Genomic DNA, 16,633 nt, shown 5'->3' with positions numbered 1-16,633 from the left:
CAAGTGGTCCCATGCAGCTGGCGCAGCCCCGGTCCCTTTCAACTGGCGCATGACAGGGATCAACGCTGATCTCGGCCAGAGCCCACATGTCCTGCGCATCGGATCGCACGGGATGCCGAATCGTGATCGAGTCGGCGGGTGTTGGACTTGGGGAAGAGATACCTGCTCACCACCTGGGGGTCGTGTGCCTCGGTGCGGGGGGTCGTACATGAGGCGACGCCCTCGAAGGTAGGAAGCCAGGACGCCAAGAGCAAAGCCAAGTGACCCATCTCGCATGGTTGTAGTCTGAGTTGCGCTCAGGCTCCGGGTTGCCGCTGCCGCCGTAATTCCCCGCCGAGGGGCGTCACCAAGCCTGACGGTTACTGACCGAGCCTGTCCCTTATCTGGACGTAGACCTCTGGTCCCACCAACGCGGTCAATTCTTCGGCGAGTGAATGGATCACCGTTGTTTCGCCGACGAAGGGCTCGGGTTCCTCGGTGCAGCACCATGCGATGGTGGAGTGTTCGGTGTCCCAGTCGCTGCGGTCCCACGGTCGGAGGACCTTGGTGCCGTCGGGGCGGGTTTCGGCGCGGAGTGGCAACTGCCAACACACCGATGGCTTCCAGACGGTTGGCGACTCCCCAGCGGCGATGGCGGCGAGGTGAAGCGCACATCCCTCCCCACCCTCAAACCCGGGACGATTGAGGAAAATGCAGGCACCGTCGACCACCCGCGTGAGCGTGCGAGCATCGTCGGCGTAGATGCCGCCCTCATGGGCCTCGGCGTGGAACTGGAACATGGACGGCAAAAGAAACATCGCCAACGCCCCGGTATTCATCGACTCTTCCTCATCGAGGAACCGGGTTCCGTGCGAACAGCAACCTTGGTTCAGATGCTCCGCGTCTGTTGGCAGAATCCCTTTGCAGCCGTTGCCCCAAATGCAGGTCCAGTTCGACGTCAGGAACGTTGCGTCGACGTCCCAAATCGTCCCGTCGATGGGATCTTCGAACCGCTCGTGTTGCTGCTCGTCCAAGCTTTGAGAGTAGACGCTGGGCCGGGTGAGGGTGCACGGTGACCACTGGGTCTGCGTTGACGTTTCGGAATTGCAACACCTCAGGTTGCAGGAAAGGCCAAGGGCAGCACCGCGCTCAGGCTCCGGGCTGGGGTTGCTGCGTGCGTCGGTGGCGGAGACGGGCGCGCTGCGCAGGCGCCTCGACGGTGGGCTGCGTGGGCTGCTCTGCAGCCGACGGGGTGCCGGCTTCGCCGGTCGGGGTGGTCTTGGGTGTGCTGCCCGGATGGGCGGTGCGCGAGATGTCGTCGACGACGCGACGTGCCTCGATCAGCGCGGTCAGGTCGTCGGCCACCTGCTCGAGCGGATCGTGGCCATCGCCGGGTACGGCCGGCTCGGCGGCGTAGGCCCGACACAGTTCGGCGGCCACGTCCTCCGAGCGCCGAACCCGGCCATGGACCGCCATCAGCTCGCTGCGGCGGTCGCGCCGGGGGAGCGTGGTTGCCAGGGCGATGCGGTCGTCGAGCTCAACGGCGTGGTCCTCGAAGCGGGCGGCCATCTCGTCGAGCACGGTCGGGGCGCCCTTGCGGCGACGCATGGCGCGGGCCCGCTGGACGCCCCGCGAGGAGCGCACGACGCGGCGGTGCAGGTGGGCCGACGGGGTTGGCGCCGCCAACCACCACACCGGCGCTGTCGTGCGGCGCGACGGCACGGGGCGGTTGCGGCGGGTAGCGGCGGCCAGCGCCGCTGCGATCGACCCGACGATGAGCACGATCCAGAACACCGCCAGGATTGCCACGACCGTCCCGGCGCTCACGCGTCGTCCCGTCCGCTCGTCTGGTTACAGGCCTTCATCCCGTCAGCCTACGGCGGTGGAACGGCGCGCAGTCTCGCGGCTTTGGTTATTCCAACCCTGCGGCCGGGGGCGAACATCGGGTGGCGGCGGCCAGGCTGAGGCCCACACGCCACCGACATGTTCCAGGCGACACCGATCGGCGTAACGGTCGATCCACGCCGCCACCGTGCTCAGCTCGTCGGCCAGCGCCTTGGTGAGTGCTTGGGTGGGCGGTTCGGGCTCTGGCCCGGCCTCGCCGAGGCGCCACGAGCCGTCGGGGTCGCACCAGCGCACCGCCACGCCAAACTCCAGCTCCACGGTGGTGCCGTCGGGGGTGGAGAATCGGATCAGCGACGGGGCCCGAAGCGTCGCGCAGCGCAGGCTGCGCCGCAACGCCGAGGTGTAGGCGGCCAGGCGATCCCGGGTGGCGGCAGCCTCCTCGAAGCGCTCCTCGGCGGCCAGGCGATCCATGCGCTCGGTCAGCGGGGTGGCCACCACCCGATGCTGACCGGAGAGCGCCAGCGTTGCGGCCCGAACGGCGTCGCCATAGCGGGCGTCGTCGACCTGGCCGGAACACGGGCAGGAGGTGACCCCGAGCTGGGCGGCGGTGCAGGGGGTGGTGCGGGGGGGACCTCCGCGCACCGAGAGGCGGGTGGTGCAGCGGCGCAGGGGGACGGCGTCGCCGACCGCCTCGGCGATGTGTTGGCCCACCTTGCGCGACGGCAGCGGGCCCAGCGCGGCAGCGTTGGCCGGTGGCGTTCGAGCACACACGAGGCGTGGGTAGGGCTCGTCGGTCAGGGTGAGCCAGCACCCGCCTTTGCCCGGGCGTCCCTGGCGGTTGTAGCGGGGGTCGAGCGCCTGGATCAGGCGGATCTCCAAGACTGCGGCCTCGAGGGTGGAGGGGGTGCGCCGGTGGTCGATGCGGACGCATTCCTCGAGCAGGCGGCCGACTTTGCGCCGGGTGTCGGTCGAAAAGTAGCTGCGCACCCTCGAGCGCAGGTTGGTGGCCTTCCCCACGTAGATCACCCGGTTCTGGGCGTTGCGCATCAGGTAGACGCCGGGGGAGCGGGGCAGGCGGTCGGTGAGGGCCAGCTTGGGCGCCTGGGGGTGGCCGGCCATCTTGGGTAGGGCGATCAGGTCGTCGAGCCCGGTGACCCCCCACGACGCAGCGCGTTCGAGTTCGACGTGCAGCAGGTCGGCGGTGGCCAGGGCATCATCGAGCGCCCGGTGCGACGGCTGGTGGGGGAGGCGCAGCACCCGGGCGAGGGTGCCCAGCTTGCAGTCGGGCACGTCGCTGCGCATCAAACGACGTGCCAACGCCAGCGTGTCGACGCCTCGGTTGGTCAGCGGCTCACGACCGGTGGCGGTCAGTGCGGCGTCGAGGAAGCTGCGGTCGAAGCGCAGGTTGTGGCCGACGAGCACCGCGTCGCCAAGGAACTCCAAGAACGCCGGCAGCACCGCCTCGATGCGCGGCGCCCGCACGACGTGGGCGTCGGTGATGCCGGTGAGCACGGTGATGTTGGTCGGGATGGCCCGACCCGGGTTGACCAGCGACTGGAGCGTCCCCAGGCAGGCGCCGCCCCGCACCTTGACCGCCCCCACCTCGGTGATCAGGTCGACACCGGCCTGTCCGCCCGTCGTCTCCAGGTCGACGATGCAGAAGGTGACGTCGGCGAGTGGCGAACCCAGATCGTCGAACGACCGTTGAACCGGGGGCGCTGGCGGGCGTCGCATCGGGGACACCATAGGCGAACACAGGTTCGTCGAACAGCAGTTCACTCAATTGGAATAATGGACCCCGGGCGGCCGTCGGGCGCATCGGCCACCGGCTGCGCCGGACGGTAGCCTGACCGGTTGTGAACGACGACCCGAGTGACGATTCAACGACCGGTCCAACAACGGCGGCCCACCCCCGTTATCGCTGCACAACCTGCGGCAACCTCACCCGCTTCGACGTGGTCGCCACCCGCCGAACCCGGGAGTTCCACCACTACTCGGTCGGCGGCGATCTCACCGTCGAACAAACCGAGACCCTCGATGAGGAAGTCGAGTCGGTCAGCTGTCGCTGGTGTTCCAGCCCGGCCGGAGTCGTCACCGTCGACGCGTCGGACGGCTGAGGCATCCGTGCCGAGTGAGCCCGACCACGGCAGCCGGCGATGACCGCCGGCTCCGACGCCGAGGAACAGGTGGTGCGGCCTGCCCTGGAGGCAGCGCTGGACGTGGCCGAGGCAGGCCTGGCGGAGAAGCCTCCGCGCCAGCCTCCACGGGGACTTCGATCGGTGCTCGGGTTTCATAAGCGTCCAAGCGCGGCGCTGGGTGCGGCCCGGCGGGTTCTCGACCGCGACGACGCTTTCCGTGCCCTGGTGCTGGAGCGCATCGATGCCGACCGCTTGAGCCCCGGAGCCGCTGCGTTTCTTCTACGAGACGATGGCTGGCGCGACGCGGTCGGCGATGCCGTTCGAGCGTTGGAAGAGGCGGCCGATGACGACCGGGCGAGGGCGGATGATCGGGCGGCGACCGAACAGGTGGTCACGCTCAGCGCCCGGTTGGCCGAGTTGGAGGCCGAAGTGCCTCGAGTCGAGGCCGAGTTCACCCGGTTGCGCGAGGTGGAACGCCAGGCCGAGGAGGTCGCCGAACGCCTTCGCGAGCAGGAGGCGCTCAACGAACGGCTGACCGGCGAACGCCAGCGGGCGGTGCGCGAGCTGGCCGACGAGCGCCGGCGTCTGGCTGACCGCACCGCCCAGGTGCGTTCGCTGTCCGCCGATCTGGAGCGCATTCGCTCCCAGGTGCCCATGGACGACGGGGGACCGGACGATCCGACGCCCCCAGCCCGTCCGGTTGACGTTGCCGAGGAACTGTCGGCGCTGCAGACGAGGGCGGAGGCCGCCGAGTCGGCGTCCGCAGAGACCGCCCAGGCGATGGTCCGGCTGGGGCGGGAGCTCGCGGCGCTCGGCGAACGCCTCGATCCCGAAGCGGCGGGGCGCGTGGAGCAGGGCGATTCGGACCCTCGGGGGTCGACCAGCCCGGAAGCGAGCGACGGCGAGCCGGGCACCGCCCCGGTGCTCGCAGGGCAACATCGGAACGGTCGTCGCGGCCGGACCGTTCGCCGCCGGCCGGTCCGCGTGGGACGCGGCCTGCGCGATGGCTCCCCTGACGCCACCCGGGAGCTGCTGCGAACGCCCGGCCTGGTGCTGTGGGTCGACGGGTACAACGCATCGATGGCGCTTTGGGGTGACCTCGATATCGGCGGTCAGCGCGAGGCGTTGGTCCGCGCCCTCGGACGGTTGGCCAAGGCCTGCGGCACCCACATACGCGTGGTGTTCGATGGTGACAGTGGCGGAGCGCCCCCGGTCACCACACCGCTGCCGGTGCGAGTGGTGTTCACGAAGGCGGGGGTGGAGGCCGACGACGACATCATCGACGCCGTGGCGGCGACCGACGCGTCGCAGCCGGTGGCGGTGCTCAGCGCCGATCGGCGTGTGCGCGACGGCGCCTCTGTGTACGGCGCCAACCTGTTGTCACCCGACGATCTGCGAACGGTGTTGGCCGACGGTGGCTGAGGGATCCCCGTCCGACGGCCTGGGTGGTCTTGCCGACCGGGTGCTCGAGGTTGGGCGGGACGCGGGCCTGGTGGCGATGGGCATCTGCGATACCGAACCGTTTCTGGAGGCGCGCCAAGAACTCCTCGACCGTCGCGACGCCGGCCTGGCCGGCACGATGGCCTTCACCTACCGCAACCCGGAGCGTTCGACCGAACCGGCGCGCCTGCTGCGCAACGCAGCCAGCCTGGTGGTGGGGGCGATGCCGTACCGCCAACCGCGCCTGGCCGACGACGGAGACACTGCCCGCTCGGGCGGCGTCACCGGCGCGGGCGACGTTGCCGCCAGCGGTCAACGTGGGACCCTCTCACTTCAGGCCCGGGTGGCCCGATACGCCACCGACGATTACTACGCCGTGCTGCGAGCTGCGTTGGAGCGGGTGGCCGACGAGTTGCGTCAGGCCGGGTTTCGGGCCCACATCGTCGCCGACGACAACGCGCTGGTCGACCGCGCCGCGGCGGTGCGCGCCGGCCTGGGGTGGATCGGCCGCAACACCGGGCTGATCACCCCCGAGGCGGGCGGCGAGGTGGTGTTGGGCTCGGTGGTCACCGACGCGGTCCTTCCCACCACAAACCGGTCGGTGGCCGACGGCTGCGGCTCGTGTCGGGTGTGCGAGCCGGCCTGCCCGACCGGAGCCCTCGACGACGGACGACTGGACGCCCGCAAGTGCCTGGCCTGGCTGGTGCAGGCCCCCGGCGACTTTCCCCGCGAGCATCGCCAGGCGCTGGGCGACCGCCTGTACGGCTGCGACGAGTGCACGGTGGTGTGCCCACCGAGCCGGCTGGCGAGCCGCCGCCTGGGCGACCTGCCCCATGGCGAGCGTCCGGGGCCGACGGTTGACGTGCTCGAGGTGCTGCGCCTTGACGACGAGACGCTGCTGGAGCGCTACGGCCGCTGGTACCTGCCGGGCCGTGACCCGAACGCCCTGCGCCGCAACGCGCTGGTGATCCTGGGCAACACCGGCGACGGGTTCGACGGTGCCACCGCAGCGGTGCTCGAGCGCTACCTCGCCGACGAATCGCAGCTTTTGGCCGGCCACGCCGCCTGGGCAGCGCTGGCCCTGGGCCGCCAGGACCTGGCGGTCGCTGCAGCCGACCGGCCGTCGGTCGCCGACGAACTCGCCGCCGCTGGGCTGGTGACCCCGGTTGCGGTTGGGTCCCGCCGTTCGCAGGCCGATGGCGCGAGTGCTACATCTGGTGGCCCGTGAAGCACCTGCTGGTCACCAACGACTATCCCCCCAAAGTGGGTGGTATCCAGAGTTACCTGTGGGAGCTGTGGCGGCGTCTCGACCCCGATGACGTCACCGTCCTGACGACGCCCCACGAAGGGGCGGCCGCCTTCGATGCGGCTGCGCCCCATCGCATCGAGCGCACCCGGGATCCGGTGCTGTTGCCGCACCCCGGCCTGGCCCGCCGCATCGAGGCGCTGGCGCGCCAGGTCGATGCCCGGCTGCTGGTCCTCGACCCGGTGCTGCCCCTGTCCGTCCTCGGGCCACGGGTGGCGCGTCGCCTCGGCATCCCGTGGGTGGTTGTGGCTCATGGGGCGGAGATCACCGTGCCCGGTCGCCTGCCGGTGAGCCGAGCATTGTTGGGTCGGGTGTTGCGCTCCGCCGATGGCGTGATCGCCGCCGGCGGATACCCGCTGGCCGAATCGGAGCGAGCGGCGGGCATGCCGCTGGCCAACGCGGTGATCCCGCCCGGGGTGGACACGACCGACATCACGCCGTTGGCCCCGTCAGAACGGGCGGAGATCAGACGTTGCCTCGGTGTCGATGAGGACACGACGCTCGTGTTCGGCCTGAGCCGCCTGGTGCCGCGCAAGGGTTTCGACACGCTGATCGAGGCCGCCCATCTTCTGGCCCGGCGCGGCCGCAAGCTGACGGTGGCGATCGCCGGCGACGGGCGGGACCGCAAGCGGCTGGATCGGCTGGCCGCCGCCGGTCCCGGTTCGGTCCGGATGCTCGGCCGGGTCACCGACGCCGAGCGCGCCGAGTACTACGGCGCAGCCGACCTGTTTGCCATGTTGTGCCGCGACCGTTGGGCGGGCCTGGAGCAGGAGGGATTTGGCATCGTGTTTCTCGAAGCGGCGGCCGCAGGCGTGGCCTCACTGGCCGGCCGGTCGGGGGGTAGCCACGAGGCGGTGGAGGACGGCGAGACCGGGGTGATCGTCGACGAGCCCGCCGACGAACGGGCGGTCGCCGAGGCGCTGGAATCGCTCATCGACCAACCGGAGCGGCTCGCCGAGATGGGCCGGGCGGCCCGTATGCGGGCCGAACGGGTCTTCGACTACGACGTGCTCGCCCGGGATCTCGATCGCGCGCTGACCCGGCTGGCCACTCCAGCCCGGGTGCAACGATGAGCCGCCGCACGGACGACCGGAAGACTCGGAAGCCCCCCCGCCCCTCCTCGGGCAGGTCGACGCAGCCGACGTTGGCCGACGAGCGCTCCGCTGCCCAGGCCGGCGCCGCCGAGCGAAAGGCCGCAGCCCAGGCTCGCCTCGACGAGCGGTTCGGCGACGACACGCCCGGCTCGGCCCTGATCGTGGCGTCGTGGGTGGCGGCCGCCGCCGTCACGCTCACCGGGCTGGCTGGCTGGGCCTTCGGCGGGCCCTTCGAGATCGCCGCCCTCATCGTGTCGCTGGTGTTGTTCTTCGCCGGGATGGTGATCTGCACGATCGGGTTCGTCGTCGCCGCCTCACGGTCGCGGCGCGACCAGCTCGACCTCGGCCGGCTGGCCCTGCTGACCGGGGTGGCGCCCCGCCGCGTGCGCAACTCGCTGTTCGGTGCGCTGGTGGTGCAGATCATCGGCGGGCTGGTGCCGGCGATCGCCACCAAGGGCCTGGAGCTGGACTTCGGCACGCTGGTCCCGCTGGTCGGGGTGGGCCTGATCTTCTGGTGGGGCGCCGCCTACGGAGACTTTCCCCCGCGCCCGGAGTTGGCCAGATGAGCGCCCGGGAAGCCCAGGGGAGCGGCACCCGGGTGATCATGTTCATGGGCAAGGGCGGCGTGGGTAAGACCACCGTGGCCGCCGCGTCGGCCATCCTGGCGGCCGAGTCGGGACAGCGGGTGGTGGTGACCTCCACGGACCCCGCCCACTCGCTCGGCGATGTGCTGGGCCGCCGGATCGGGTCGGTCCCGGTGCAGGTCACGCCCGGATGTCATGCCCAGCAACTGAACGGGCGCGACCGCCTCGAGGAGTCGTGGGCCGAGGTGGGCGGCTGGGTTCGGCGCGCGTTCGGATGGGCCGGCCTCGACGATCTCGAAGCCCAGGAGCTGATGTTGCTCCCCGGTTTGGAGGAACTCTTTGCCCTGGCCGAGGTGACCAGCCTGGTCGACTCGGGCCGGTTCGACACCGTGATCGTCGATTGCGCTCCAACCGCCGAGACCCTGCGATTGCTCACGCTGCCCGAGGTGCTCGGCTTCTACCTCGACCGTTTCGAACAACAGCGGCCGCTGCGGCGGGCGGTGAGCGAGACGGTGCGACGCCTGGGCGACCTTCCGATCGCCGACGCCCAGATCGCCGGGGCTACCCGTCGTCTGGCCGACGAGCTCTCCGGCGTGCGCCGGCTGTTGTCGGCCGACACGACGTCGGTGCGCCTGGTGATGACGCCGGAACGGGTGGTCATCGCCGAGACCCGCCGCACCCACACGGCGCTCGGCCTGCACGGTTACGCAACCGACGCCGTCGTGGTCAACCGACTGTTGCCCGAGCACGTGAGCGACGATTTCACAGCTCGCTGGCGGTCGGCCCAGCTGGAACGCCTCGACGAGGTCCGCGAAGGTTTTGGCGGCGTCGACACGCTGATCGCCGAGATGTCACCGATCGAGCCGATCGGGGCCGGCACCCTCGCTGAGATGGCGCGGGTGCTCTACGACGGACGCGAGCCGACGGCGGTGCTCGGAACGAGCCAGCCGATGTCGGTCGTCACCGGGGCCGATGGACCCGAACTGCACCTGCCGCTACCCAACGCCGACCGAGGCGAGGTTGACGTCTGGGCGGGCGACGGGGAGATTCATCTCACCGTCGGCGCCCACCGGCGCAATCTTTTGTTGCCGGACGCCTTGCACGGCCGCTCGGTCGTCGGGGCATCCTTGAGCGACGGAACGCTGGTGATCCGTTTCGATGCTGACGTTGACGCCGAACGCGACGATGGGGACGCCTGAAGCGTGTCACCGCATCGCGATCGTCGTAAATCTCTGGTCAGACGCGCTTGATCAAAAACAGGATCAGCAGGACGACCAGGATGGTTCCGAGAATTCCTCCACCTATGACCATGGTGTTTCCCTCCGTGTTTGGCCACGTCTGTCGGACCGCTGCGTCGAGCGATTGCCCAGGCCGGGTCGGTCCCGGCCGCCGTCGTGGCGTCTTTGTTCAGTTACCCGATCCTGTGGGCGAGTAACCAGAAACCGTCAGCGAACCTCGCGTTCGACGACGACGTCGCGGCCGCGCGTCTCGGTGCGGGCGGTCGCCAGGCCGATCAGCGAGACGACCGCCCCGACGGCAAACCCCGATAGCGTCGGTTGGTCGAGGTTCTAAGATGACCGGGTGAGCGATCAGGCGGCAGACACCGCACAGAAGGTGCAGAATGCAGCACTCGGGGCCATCGATGCGCTGCGTCACCTGCTCGATGCCGCCGAGGAGGTGGTCGCCGACCCCCGGCACCTCCAGGATGTCGTCGCCGGCGTGAGCGACTGGGCCGAGAAGGTCTCGTCGACTTTTGCTGGTGCGAGCGGTTCCAGTGGCACCGGCCAACCAGGTGAACAACCCGGCGGGCAGCCAGGCGACGACGACGCCGTGGAGGATGATCAGCCAGCCGGCGGGCGCCTGCGGCGAGTGCCGCTCGACTGAGCCCGGGTACGGTTGCCGGGTGAGGACGGTTGACCCGGACGCAGCGAGCCCCCATCTGATCGGACTCGATCTGGGAGGAACAAAGCTGGCCGGCGGGGTGGTGGCCCTCGACGCAGACGGTCGGGCCCGGTTGGTCGTCGAGGAGCGGGTGCCGACCCCCGACTCGAGCGCAGCGCTGGTGCGGGCACTGGTCGATCTCGTGGCCCACCTCCGCTCGGTGTCCCCGCACCCGCCGGTGGCGGTGGGTGCCGGCATCGCCGGGCACATCGGCCTGGACGGTATTGCGGTGCAGGCGGCCAACACGCCGATGGTGGTGGGCATCGACCTGGCGGGCCCGCTGCGCGAGGCGTCCGGGCTTCCGGTGCGCATCGACAACGACGCCAACGTCGTCGCACTTGCAGCCCAGCGACAGTTGGCGCCCGACGCCCGGGCGTTGGTGGCGGTGACGTTCGGGACCGGCATCGGTGGCGGCCTGGTGCTCGACGGGGCGCTGTGGCGGGGTGCGGCCGGGCTGGCCGGCGAGCCCGGCCACATGGTGGTGGCAGCGGACGGCCCGCTCTGCCGGTGTGGGCAGCGTGGCTGCTGGGAGGCGGTCGCATCCGGCACGGCCCTGGGCGAGGCGGCCCGGCGGGCCGTCGCCGACGGAGAGGCGCCGGACCTGGCCGCCCGTTGGTCGAACAGCGGCCGGTTGGATGGTCAGGCCGTCGTCGCCGGGCTTCGAGCGGGCGAGGCGGATGCCGAGGCGGTGTGGCAGGGGTGGACCGGGTGGGTCGCCGTCGGCTTGGCCAACCTGATCCAGCTGATCGACCCGGACGTGATCGTGCTCGGCGGCGGCGTGTCGGCCAGCGGCGAACTGTTGGCCTCGGCGGTCACCGCACACCTGGAGGCGATGTCGGTGGCGTGGAGTCACCGCCGGATCGACCTGCGCTGTGCCCCGGGTGGGCCGCTCGCCGGCGTCGTCGGGGCGGCGCTGATCGGATGGGAGGATCAGGCGGTACCTGAGCGCGCAGCGGCGGATGTGGCGGCGCCCAACCCATCGAGGCAGAACGTCACGATGTCGTCGGCGACCGCCTCGGCCGCCCGCCCACCACTCCAGCCCTGAGTGGCGAGTGCGTCGGTGACCGCCAGCATGGCCCGGGCCTGAGCATCGGCGTTGCCGCGGGGGAGCCGGCCAGCGTCCATCGCCGACGTCAACTCGGCGACCGCATCGTCGATCAGCAGTTCCCGCAGGCGGGAGGTGAGCGGCCCGAAGGTGGCGTCTCGATGAGCAAACTCGAACATCGACGCCAGCTCGCGGTGCTCGGCGGACCACCGGACCGAGGCGCGTATCGCCGCCGGAATGCGCACCAGCGGATCGTCGGAGTGCGAGACCGCCGCCAGTTGGGTGCGGCGCAGCTCGGTCATGCCGGCGGTGAGGATGTAGCCGAACAGCTCTTCCTTGGATTGGAAGTACCAGTAGAAGACGCCCTTGCCAACGCCCATCGCCCCGACGATGTCGGAGATCGAGGTGGCCTGGTACCCGCGCTCGGCGAATCGGGCGGTGGCCACCTCGAGAAGCTGCGAACGGCGTTCCTCGCCGCGGGGGGTCAGGCGTCGGTCCACGGCCAACCACCGTAGTTCTCTTGACCGCCGGGTCAAGAGTTGTCGTCGAGCCTGGCTCAGACGGCCGGTTCGGCGTTTTCGGGTGGTCGGCGCGGGCGGTCCCAGGCACCGGAGCGGGCGATCGCCTCCAGCCAGCGCTGGTAGTCAGCGTCGGCCCGACCTCGATCCACCTCGTCGTCGCCGAACGTCCCGTCGCTGGTCCAGGCGTTGCCCACCTCGTCGAAGGAGCCCCAGAACCCCTCGGCCAGCCCGGCGAGAAATGCCGCACCTTGAGCGGTGGTCTCTCTGACGGCGGAGCGGCGCACCGGGACGCCAAGCTGCTCGGCCTGGATGCGCACCAACAGGTTGGACGACGACGCGCCGCCGTCCACGCGCAGCTCGGCCAGGCCGCTGTGGGACGCAGCGGTCATCGCCTCGACCACATCGCGGGTCTGGTAGGCGATCGACTCGATCACCGCCCGCGCCAAGTGGGCGCGGGTGGTGCCACGGGTGATGCCCAGCACCATGCCCCGTGCGAAGGGGTCCCACCACGGCGAACCCAGGCCGGTGAAGGCGGGAACCATCACGACACCGTCGGTGTCGGGCACCGATTCGGCCAGCACGTTGACCTCGGGTGCCGAGTCGATGATCCCCAGGCCATCGCGCAACCACTGGATCGCTGCGCCGGTCACAAAGATCGAACCCTCGAGCGCATAGGTGATCTGCCGGGCGCCGCCGTCGCCGGGCAGCGACCAGGCGACGGTGGTGACCAGCCCGTCCACCGGCTCGGGTCGCTCGGTCCCAACGTTCATCAGCACGAACGAGCCGGTGCCGTACGTGTTCTTGGTCATGCCGGTCTCGAAGCAGGCCTGGCCGAACAGCGAGGCCTGCTGGTCGCCGGCGATCCCGGAGATCGGTGTGCCGACGGGCAGCCCCCAACCCTCGGCGACGGTACCGAAGCGTCCCGACGATGCCAGGACCTGGGGCAGGCAGGCGCGGGGCACCCCGAACAGCTCGCAGAGCTCGTCGCTCCAATCGCCGGTGCCCAGGTCGTAGAGCATCGTGCGGCTGGCGTTGGTGTCGTCGGTGGCGTGCACTGCCCCGCCGGTCAGGTTCCACAGCAACCAGGAATCGATCGTCCCCACGGCCACGTCAGCGGTGGGTTCCACACCGCCCTCGGTGAAGATCCACTCGAGCTTCGACGCCGAAAAGTACGGGTCGGCCACCAGGCCGGTCCGGTTCCTGATCAGCTCGAGATGGCCTTGCTCGACCAGCTGTTCGCAGCGGTCTGCGGTTCGTCGGTCCTGCCACACGATCGCGCGGTGCAGCGGCTCGCCGGTGCTGCGGCTCCAAGCGACGACCGTCTCGCGCTGGTTGGTGATCCCCACTGCGATCACCGGCTCGTCGAGCTGGTCGACCAACTCGCACAAGACCTCGCGGATCGCCTCGGCGATCTCGGCGGCGTCGTGCTCCACCCAGCCCGGCCGGGGAAAATGCTGGGTGAACTCCCGGTAGGCCAGTCCGACGGTGTGGGCGGACGCCTCGACGGCCAATGCCCGCACCCCGGTGGTCCCGGCATCGATGGCGACGACTACGGACACGAGACGGATCGTAGCGGCCCGCTCTGGCACACTGGACGGATGGACGACATGGATTGCGGTCGATGAAGCTGGGCATGCTGACTTCGGGCGGGGATTGCCCGGGCCTGAACGCGGTGATTCGAGCGGTGGTGAGGCGGGCCGAGCGCGGCATGAACGCAGAGGTGCTCGGGTTCTTCGATGCCTGGCGCGGGGTGATGGACGGGGACTATGAGACCCTGACCGTCGAGCGCTGCCGTGGCCTCTTGCCTCGAGGGGGCACGATCCTGGGTACCTCTCGGGTCCAGCCCTACCAGTTCGAGGACGGGGTTGCGCGCGTGAAGGAGTCGATGTTTCGCCTCGGCCTCGACGGGTTCATCGTCATCGGCGGCAACGGTTCGCTGGGCGCGGCCCGCGACCTGACCGCCGACGGCATCCCGTGCGTCGGGGTTCCCAAGACGATCGACAACGACGTTGCCGGCACCGACGTCACCTTCGGCTTCGACACGGCGGTCGGGGTGGCCACCGACGCCATCGACCGGCTGCACACGACGGCGGAGGCCCACGAGCGGGTCATGGTGGTCGAGGTGATGGGGCGCGATGTCGGCCACATCGCCCTCCACGCCGGGTTGGCCGGGGGGGCGGCGATGATCCTGGTGCCCGAGGTTCCCTTCGACATCGCCGAGGTGATCGCGGTCGTCGAACGCCGCCGGCAACTGGGTCGGTATGCGTCGATCATCGTGGTCGCTGAAGGCGCCATGCCGATCGAGGGCACCATGGCGATGCCGGAATACGAGGTGGACGAGTACGGCCATCAGCGCCTGGGCGGTATCGGGGTGCGGGTGGCCAATGAACTGGAACGGCGAAGCGGCGTGGAAAGCCGCACGACCACGCTGGGCTATGTCGTGCGCGGTGGCACGCCCTCGGCGCGCGACCGCGTGCTGGCCACCCGCTTCGGCGTGGCGGCGGCCAACCTGGCGGCGGCTGGCCAGTGGGGCTCGATGGTGGGCCTGTCGGGGGATGTGATCGAGGCGGTGCCCCTCGAGGACGTTGCCGGTCGGATCCGGGGGTGCGATCTCGAGATGTACGAAGAGGTCGCCCAGGTGTTCTTCAGCTGACGAGCCGGTTGGTGGGTCAACCGGTGGTGTGGGTGGGGCACCGCGTCCGCAGCGAGTTGTTCTGCTCGGCCAGCGCAACCAGGTCGGTCTGCTCCCGCACCTCGGACTCGAGCTGGGCGGCCTCCGCCAACGCGTCTTTGAAGTCACACGGCGTGACGCGGCTCTTGGTGCCCCCTGCGGTCGAGATCCGTGCGCCCTCCCCGGCGATGAGAAAGCTGAACTGCCGGTCGGGTTCAAATTGGGCACCGACGCCCAACACGATCTGGCCGACCGCCGTCGTGCGCGATGAGCCGTCCACCTGGGCGAACTCCTTGGACAGGTTGATCGCGATGACGCCGTCGGCGCGTACCGAACCCGAAAGCAGGGTGGTGTTGGGCGGGATGGCGGTGCTGATGCCGGCGGTGACCTCGGCCGGCGTCGGCTTGACCAGCGTGGCCTTGGCGATGTCTTCCACCGACAACGCCGCCACCTCCCTCGAGACCGGCACCAACCGCCGAGACTCACCGGCCTGCATGAAGATCGAGCTGGGTACGTTGCCCGGGTCGTTCTCCGGGTTGCGGTCCCGGGCCGGGCCGGTCAGATCTGGCGGCAATGCTCGGGGTTCGCTGTCCGGGGTGATGCCACATCCGGCCAGCAGGGCGACCGGCACGACGCATCGGGCGAACACCGTCAGGATCCGCCGGCGGACGCGCGTCGTCGCCGGCGAGCCAAAGGAGCGTTGCGACATGGCAGGACCGACCTTCACGTTCACAATTCCACCACCGATTCGATGTCGACCGGCGGCGTCTCGGGCAGGGTCAGCACGAATCGAGCGCCGGATTTGCCGTCGTCTCGTTCGGTGACGCTCACCTGACCGCCCATCAGCCGGGCATGCTCGGCCACGAGCGCCAGGCCGAGGCCGACGCCGCTGCCCGCCCCGCGCCGTCCACCCTGGATACCGCGGCTGAAGCGCTCGAAGATCAGCTCGCGCTCCTCCGCCGGCACCCCGGGACCGCTGTCGATGACGGCGATCGACAGCGTGCCGTCGCCCCGGTCGACCTCCACCCGCTCCACCCCTTCGCCGTACTTGATGGCGTTGTCCATGAAGTTGGACAGCACCCGGACCACCCGCACCTTGTCGAGCGCCACCACCAGCGCGTCGAGTTCATCATCGGCCACAACCGGTGTGTCCTCGCCGGCTACGGCATCGACCGCCCGCCGGACGACGCCCATCACGCTGATCTCGTTGGCGTCGAGACGCACGGCCCCGGCGTCGAAACGCGAAATCTCGAGCAGGTCCTCGACCAGTTGGGTGAAGCGAACCAGGTCGGATTCGAGCAGGTTGAGCGCGGTACGTGCCCGCTCGGGAAGGTTGTCGGCGGCCCGCCCGAGCACATCGACCGACGCGTTGATCGTCGTCAGGGGCGATCGCAGCTCGTGGCTGACGTCGGAGGCGAACCGGGCGTCGCGGTCGATGCGGGCCTGCAGCTTCTCGACCATGCCGTTGAAGGACGACACCAGCGGGCCCAGCTCGGGGTCCTCGGCGTAATCGGCGGCGTCCAACCGCGTTTCCAGGTGCCCGTCAGCGATGCGGCCGGCCGCCTCACCGACCATCATCAGCGGCCGCAGCGCCCGCCGGCTCGCCCACCAGCCCAGAGCGGTGCCCGCCATGGTGGTGATCGAGCCGACGATGATCAGGATCACCGTTTGTGACTGCACCGCCGAGGTGATGTCGTCGATGGCGTTGAGCTCGAAGTAGGCGCCTTTGGCGCCGCTCAGGGGCACGCCGACAGCGGTGTACATCGTGCCGTCGGCCTCGAGACGCATGACCGCCGCTTCGGAGTCCCAGACCGAACGGGTGATCAGGCTCTGGGGGAGGTCGGACTCGGACAGGTCGCCCGTGAAGTAGGTGCGTACCATCCGATTGCCCGACGGGCTCGACTCCTTCAGCATCAGGAACTGCGGTCCCTGGGCCTGAAGGTCGCCCAGCAACGGGTTGAGGTCGGCGTCGGCGGCCTGGCTCTGAAGCAGGCCGTCCAGGGTGGTGGCGCTGTCGGTGGTGCGCGTGATCGTGCGTCGTTCGCGATCGGCGAGCAGCGAACGGCGGG

16 protein-coding genes are annotated in these 16,633 nt (G+C 70.1%); 9 read left to right on the top strand and 7 right to left on the bottom strand.

What is annotated here, in order from left to right; translation table 11 throughout:
- Positions 1-359 precede the first annotated feature (359 nt).
- The 3 genes from PKD89_RS08185 to PKD89_RS08175 all read right to left on the bottom strand — a co-directional run bounded on the left by PKD89_RS08185 (position 360) and on the right by PKD89_RS08175 (position 3,558).
- Entirely contained in the window at positions 360-1,013 is a 654-nt protein-coding gene (locus PKD89_RS08185; protein WP_324332366.1) for a hypothetical protein, read from the bottom strand.
- 115 nt (positions 1,014-1,128) lie between these two features.
- Complete coding sequence (locus PKD89_RS08180; protein ID WP_287392175.1) at positions 1,129-1,806, bottom strand: hypothetical protein; 678 nt, start codon at positions 1,804-1,806, stop codon at positions 1,129-1,131.
- Positions 1,807-1,848: 42 nt separating this feature from the next.
- A complete protein-coding gene (locus PKD89_RS08175) occupies positions 1,849-3,558 on the bottom strand; it encodes a DEDD exonuclease domain-containing protein (RefSeq protein WP_287392172.1) in 1,710 nt (569 codons plus the stop codon).
- Between the two features lie 122 nt (positions 3,559-3,680).
- Here PKD89_RS08175 and PKD89_RS08170 point away from each other — a divergent pair, with 122 nt between their 5' ends.
- From PKD89_RS08170 to PKD89_RS08135, 8 genes are all read left to right on the top strand, one after another.
- Positions 3,681-3,941 (top strand): hypothetical protein, encoded by a 261-nt coding sequence (locus PKD89_RS08170; RefSeq protein WP_287392170.1) that lies wholly within the window; start codon positions 3,681-3,683, stop codon positions 3,939-3,941.
- Positions 3,942-3,980: 39 nt separating this feature from the next.
- Entirely contained in the window at positions 3,981-5,384 is a 1,404-nt protein-coding gene (locus tag PKD89_RS08165; protein ID WP_289010585.1) for an NYN domain-containing protein, read from the top strand.
- Positions 5,377-6,630, top strand: a complete 1,254-nt coding sequence (gene queG / locus PKD89_RS08160; RefSeq protein ID WP_289010586.1) for a tRNA epoxyqueuosine(34) reductase QueG — start codon at positions 5,377-5,379, stop codon at positions 6,628-6,630. Before PKD89_RS08165 ends, queG begins: the two co-directional genes overlap by 8 nt.
- Positions 6,627-7,781, top strand: coding sequence for a glycosyltransferase family 4 protein (locus PKD89_RS08155; RefSeq protein WP_289010587.1), 1,155 nt, complete (start codon positions 6,627-6,629; stop codon positions 7,779-7,781). The genes queG and PKD89_RS08155 overlap by 4 nt, the downstream gene beginning before the upstream one ends.
- Positions 7,778-8,368: a hypothetical protein gene (locus PKD89_RS08150; RefSeq protein WP_289010588.1), complete on the top strand. Its 591-nt coding sequence runs from the start codon at positions 7,778-7,780 to the stop codon at positions 8,366-8,368. Before PKD89_RS08155 ends, PKD89_RS08150 begins: the two co-directional genes overlap by 4 nt.
- Positions 8,365-9,585 (top strand): ArsA family ATPase, encoded by a 1,221-nt coding sequence (locus PKD89_RS08145; protein ID WP_287392161.1) that lies wholly within the window; start codon positions 8,365-8,367, stop codon positions 9,583-9,585. The genes PKD89_RS08150 and PKD89_RS08145 overlap by 4 nt, the downstream gene beginning before the upstream one ends.
- Positions 9,586-9,967: 382 nt before the next feature.
- Positions 9,968-10,270: a hypothetical protein gene (locus tag PKD89_RS08140; protein ID WP_289010589.1), complete on the top strand. Its 303-nt coding sequence runs from the start codon at positions 9,968-9,970 to the stop codon at positions 10,268-10,270.
- Between the two features lie 19 nt (positions 10,271-10,289).
- Positions 10,290-11,372: an ROK family protein gene (locus PKD89_RS08135; RefSeq protein ID WP_289010590.1), complete on the top strand. Its 1,083-nt coding sequence runs from the start codon at positions 10,290-10,292 to the stop codon at positions 11,370-11,372.
- Here PKD89_RS08135 and PKD89_RS08130 read toward each other — a convergent pair.
- Together PKD89_RS08130 and glpK are read right to left on the bottom strand one after the other, a co-directional pair.
- Complete coding sequence (locus PKD89_RS08130) at positions 11,258-11,872, bottom strand: TetR/AcrR family transcriptional regulator (protein ID WP_287392150.1); 615 nt, start codon at positions 11,870-11,872, stop codon at positions 11,258-11,260. The two genes, PKD89_RS08135 and PKD89_RS08130, sit on opposite strands and share 115 nt — an antisense overlap.
- Positions 11,873-11,928: 56 nt before the next feature.
- Complete coding sequence (glpK, locus tag PKD89_RS08125) at positions 11,929-13,452, bottom strand: glycerol kinase GlpK (RefSeq protein WP_289010591.1); 1,524 nt, start codon at positions 13,450-13,452, stop codon at positions 11,929-11,931.
- A gap of 62 nt (positions 13,453-13,514) precedes the next feature.
- Between glpK and PKD89_RS08120 the strand changes: the two genes are divergently transcribed.
- On the top strand, positions 13,515-14,546 hold the full coding sequence (locus PKD89_RS08120) for an ATP-dependent 6-phosphofructokinase (protein WP_349257329.1): 1,032 nt from the start codon (positions 13,515-13,517) through the stop codon (positions 14,544-14,546).
- Positions 14,547-14,562: 16 nt separating this feature from the next.
- Here PKD89_RS08120 and PKD89_RS08115 read toward each other — a convergent pair whose 3' ends face one another.
- Both PKD89_RS08115 and PKD89_RS08110 read right to left on the bottom strand, forming a co-directional pair.
- The gene (locus PKD89_RS08115) at positions 14,563-15,273 is read right to left on the bottom strand and encodes a GerMN domain-containing protein (protein WP_289010593.1); all 711 of its coding nucleotides are present in this window, start codon (positions 15,271-15,273) and stop codon (positions 14,563-14,565) included.
- A gap of 20 nt (positions 15,274-15,293) precedes the next feature.
- On the bottom strand, positions 15,294-16,633 hold a 1,340-nt coding region (locus PKD89_RS08110; protein ID WP_324332364.1), incomplete at its 5' end, for a HAMP domain-containing sensor histidine kinase.

The organism is Candidatus Neomicrothrix sp., from assembly GCF_035329545.1.
GTDB classification, from domain to species: domain Bacteria; phylum Actinomycetota; class Acidimicrobiia; order Acidimicrobiales; family Microtrichaceae; genus Microthrix; species Microthrix subdominans.
This window is presented reverse-complemented; position numbering and strand designations above follow the sequence as displayed.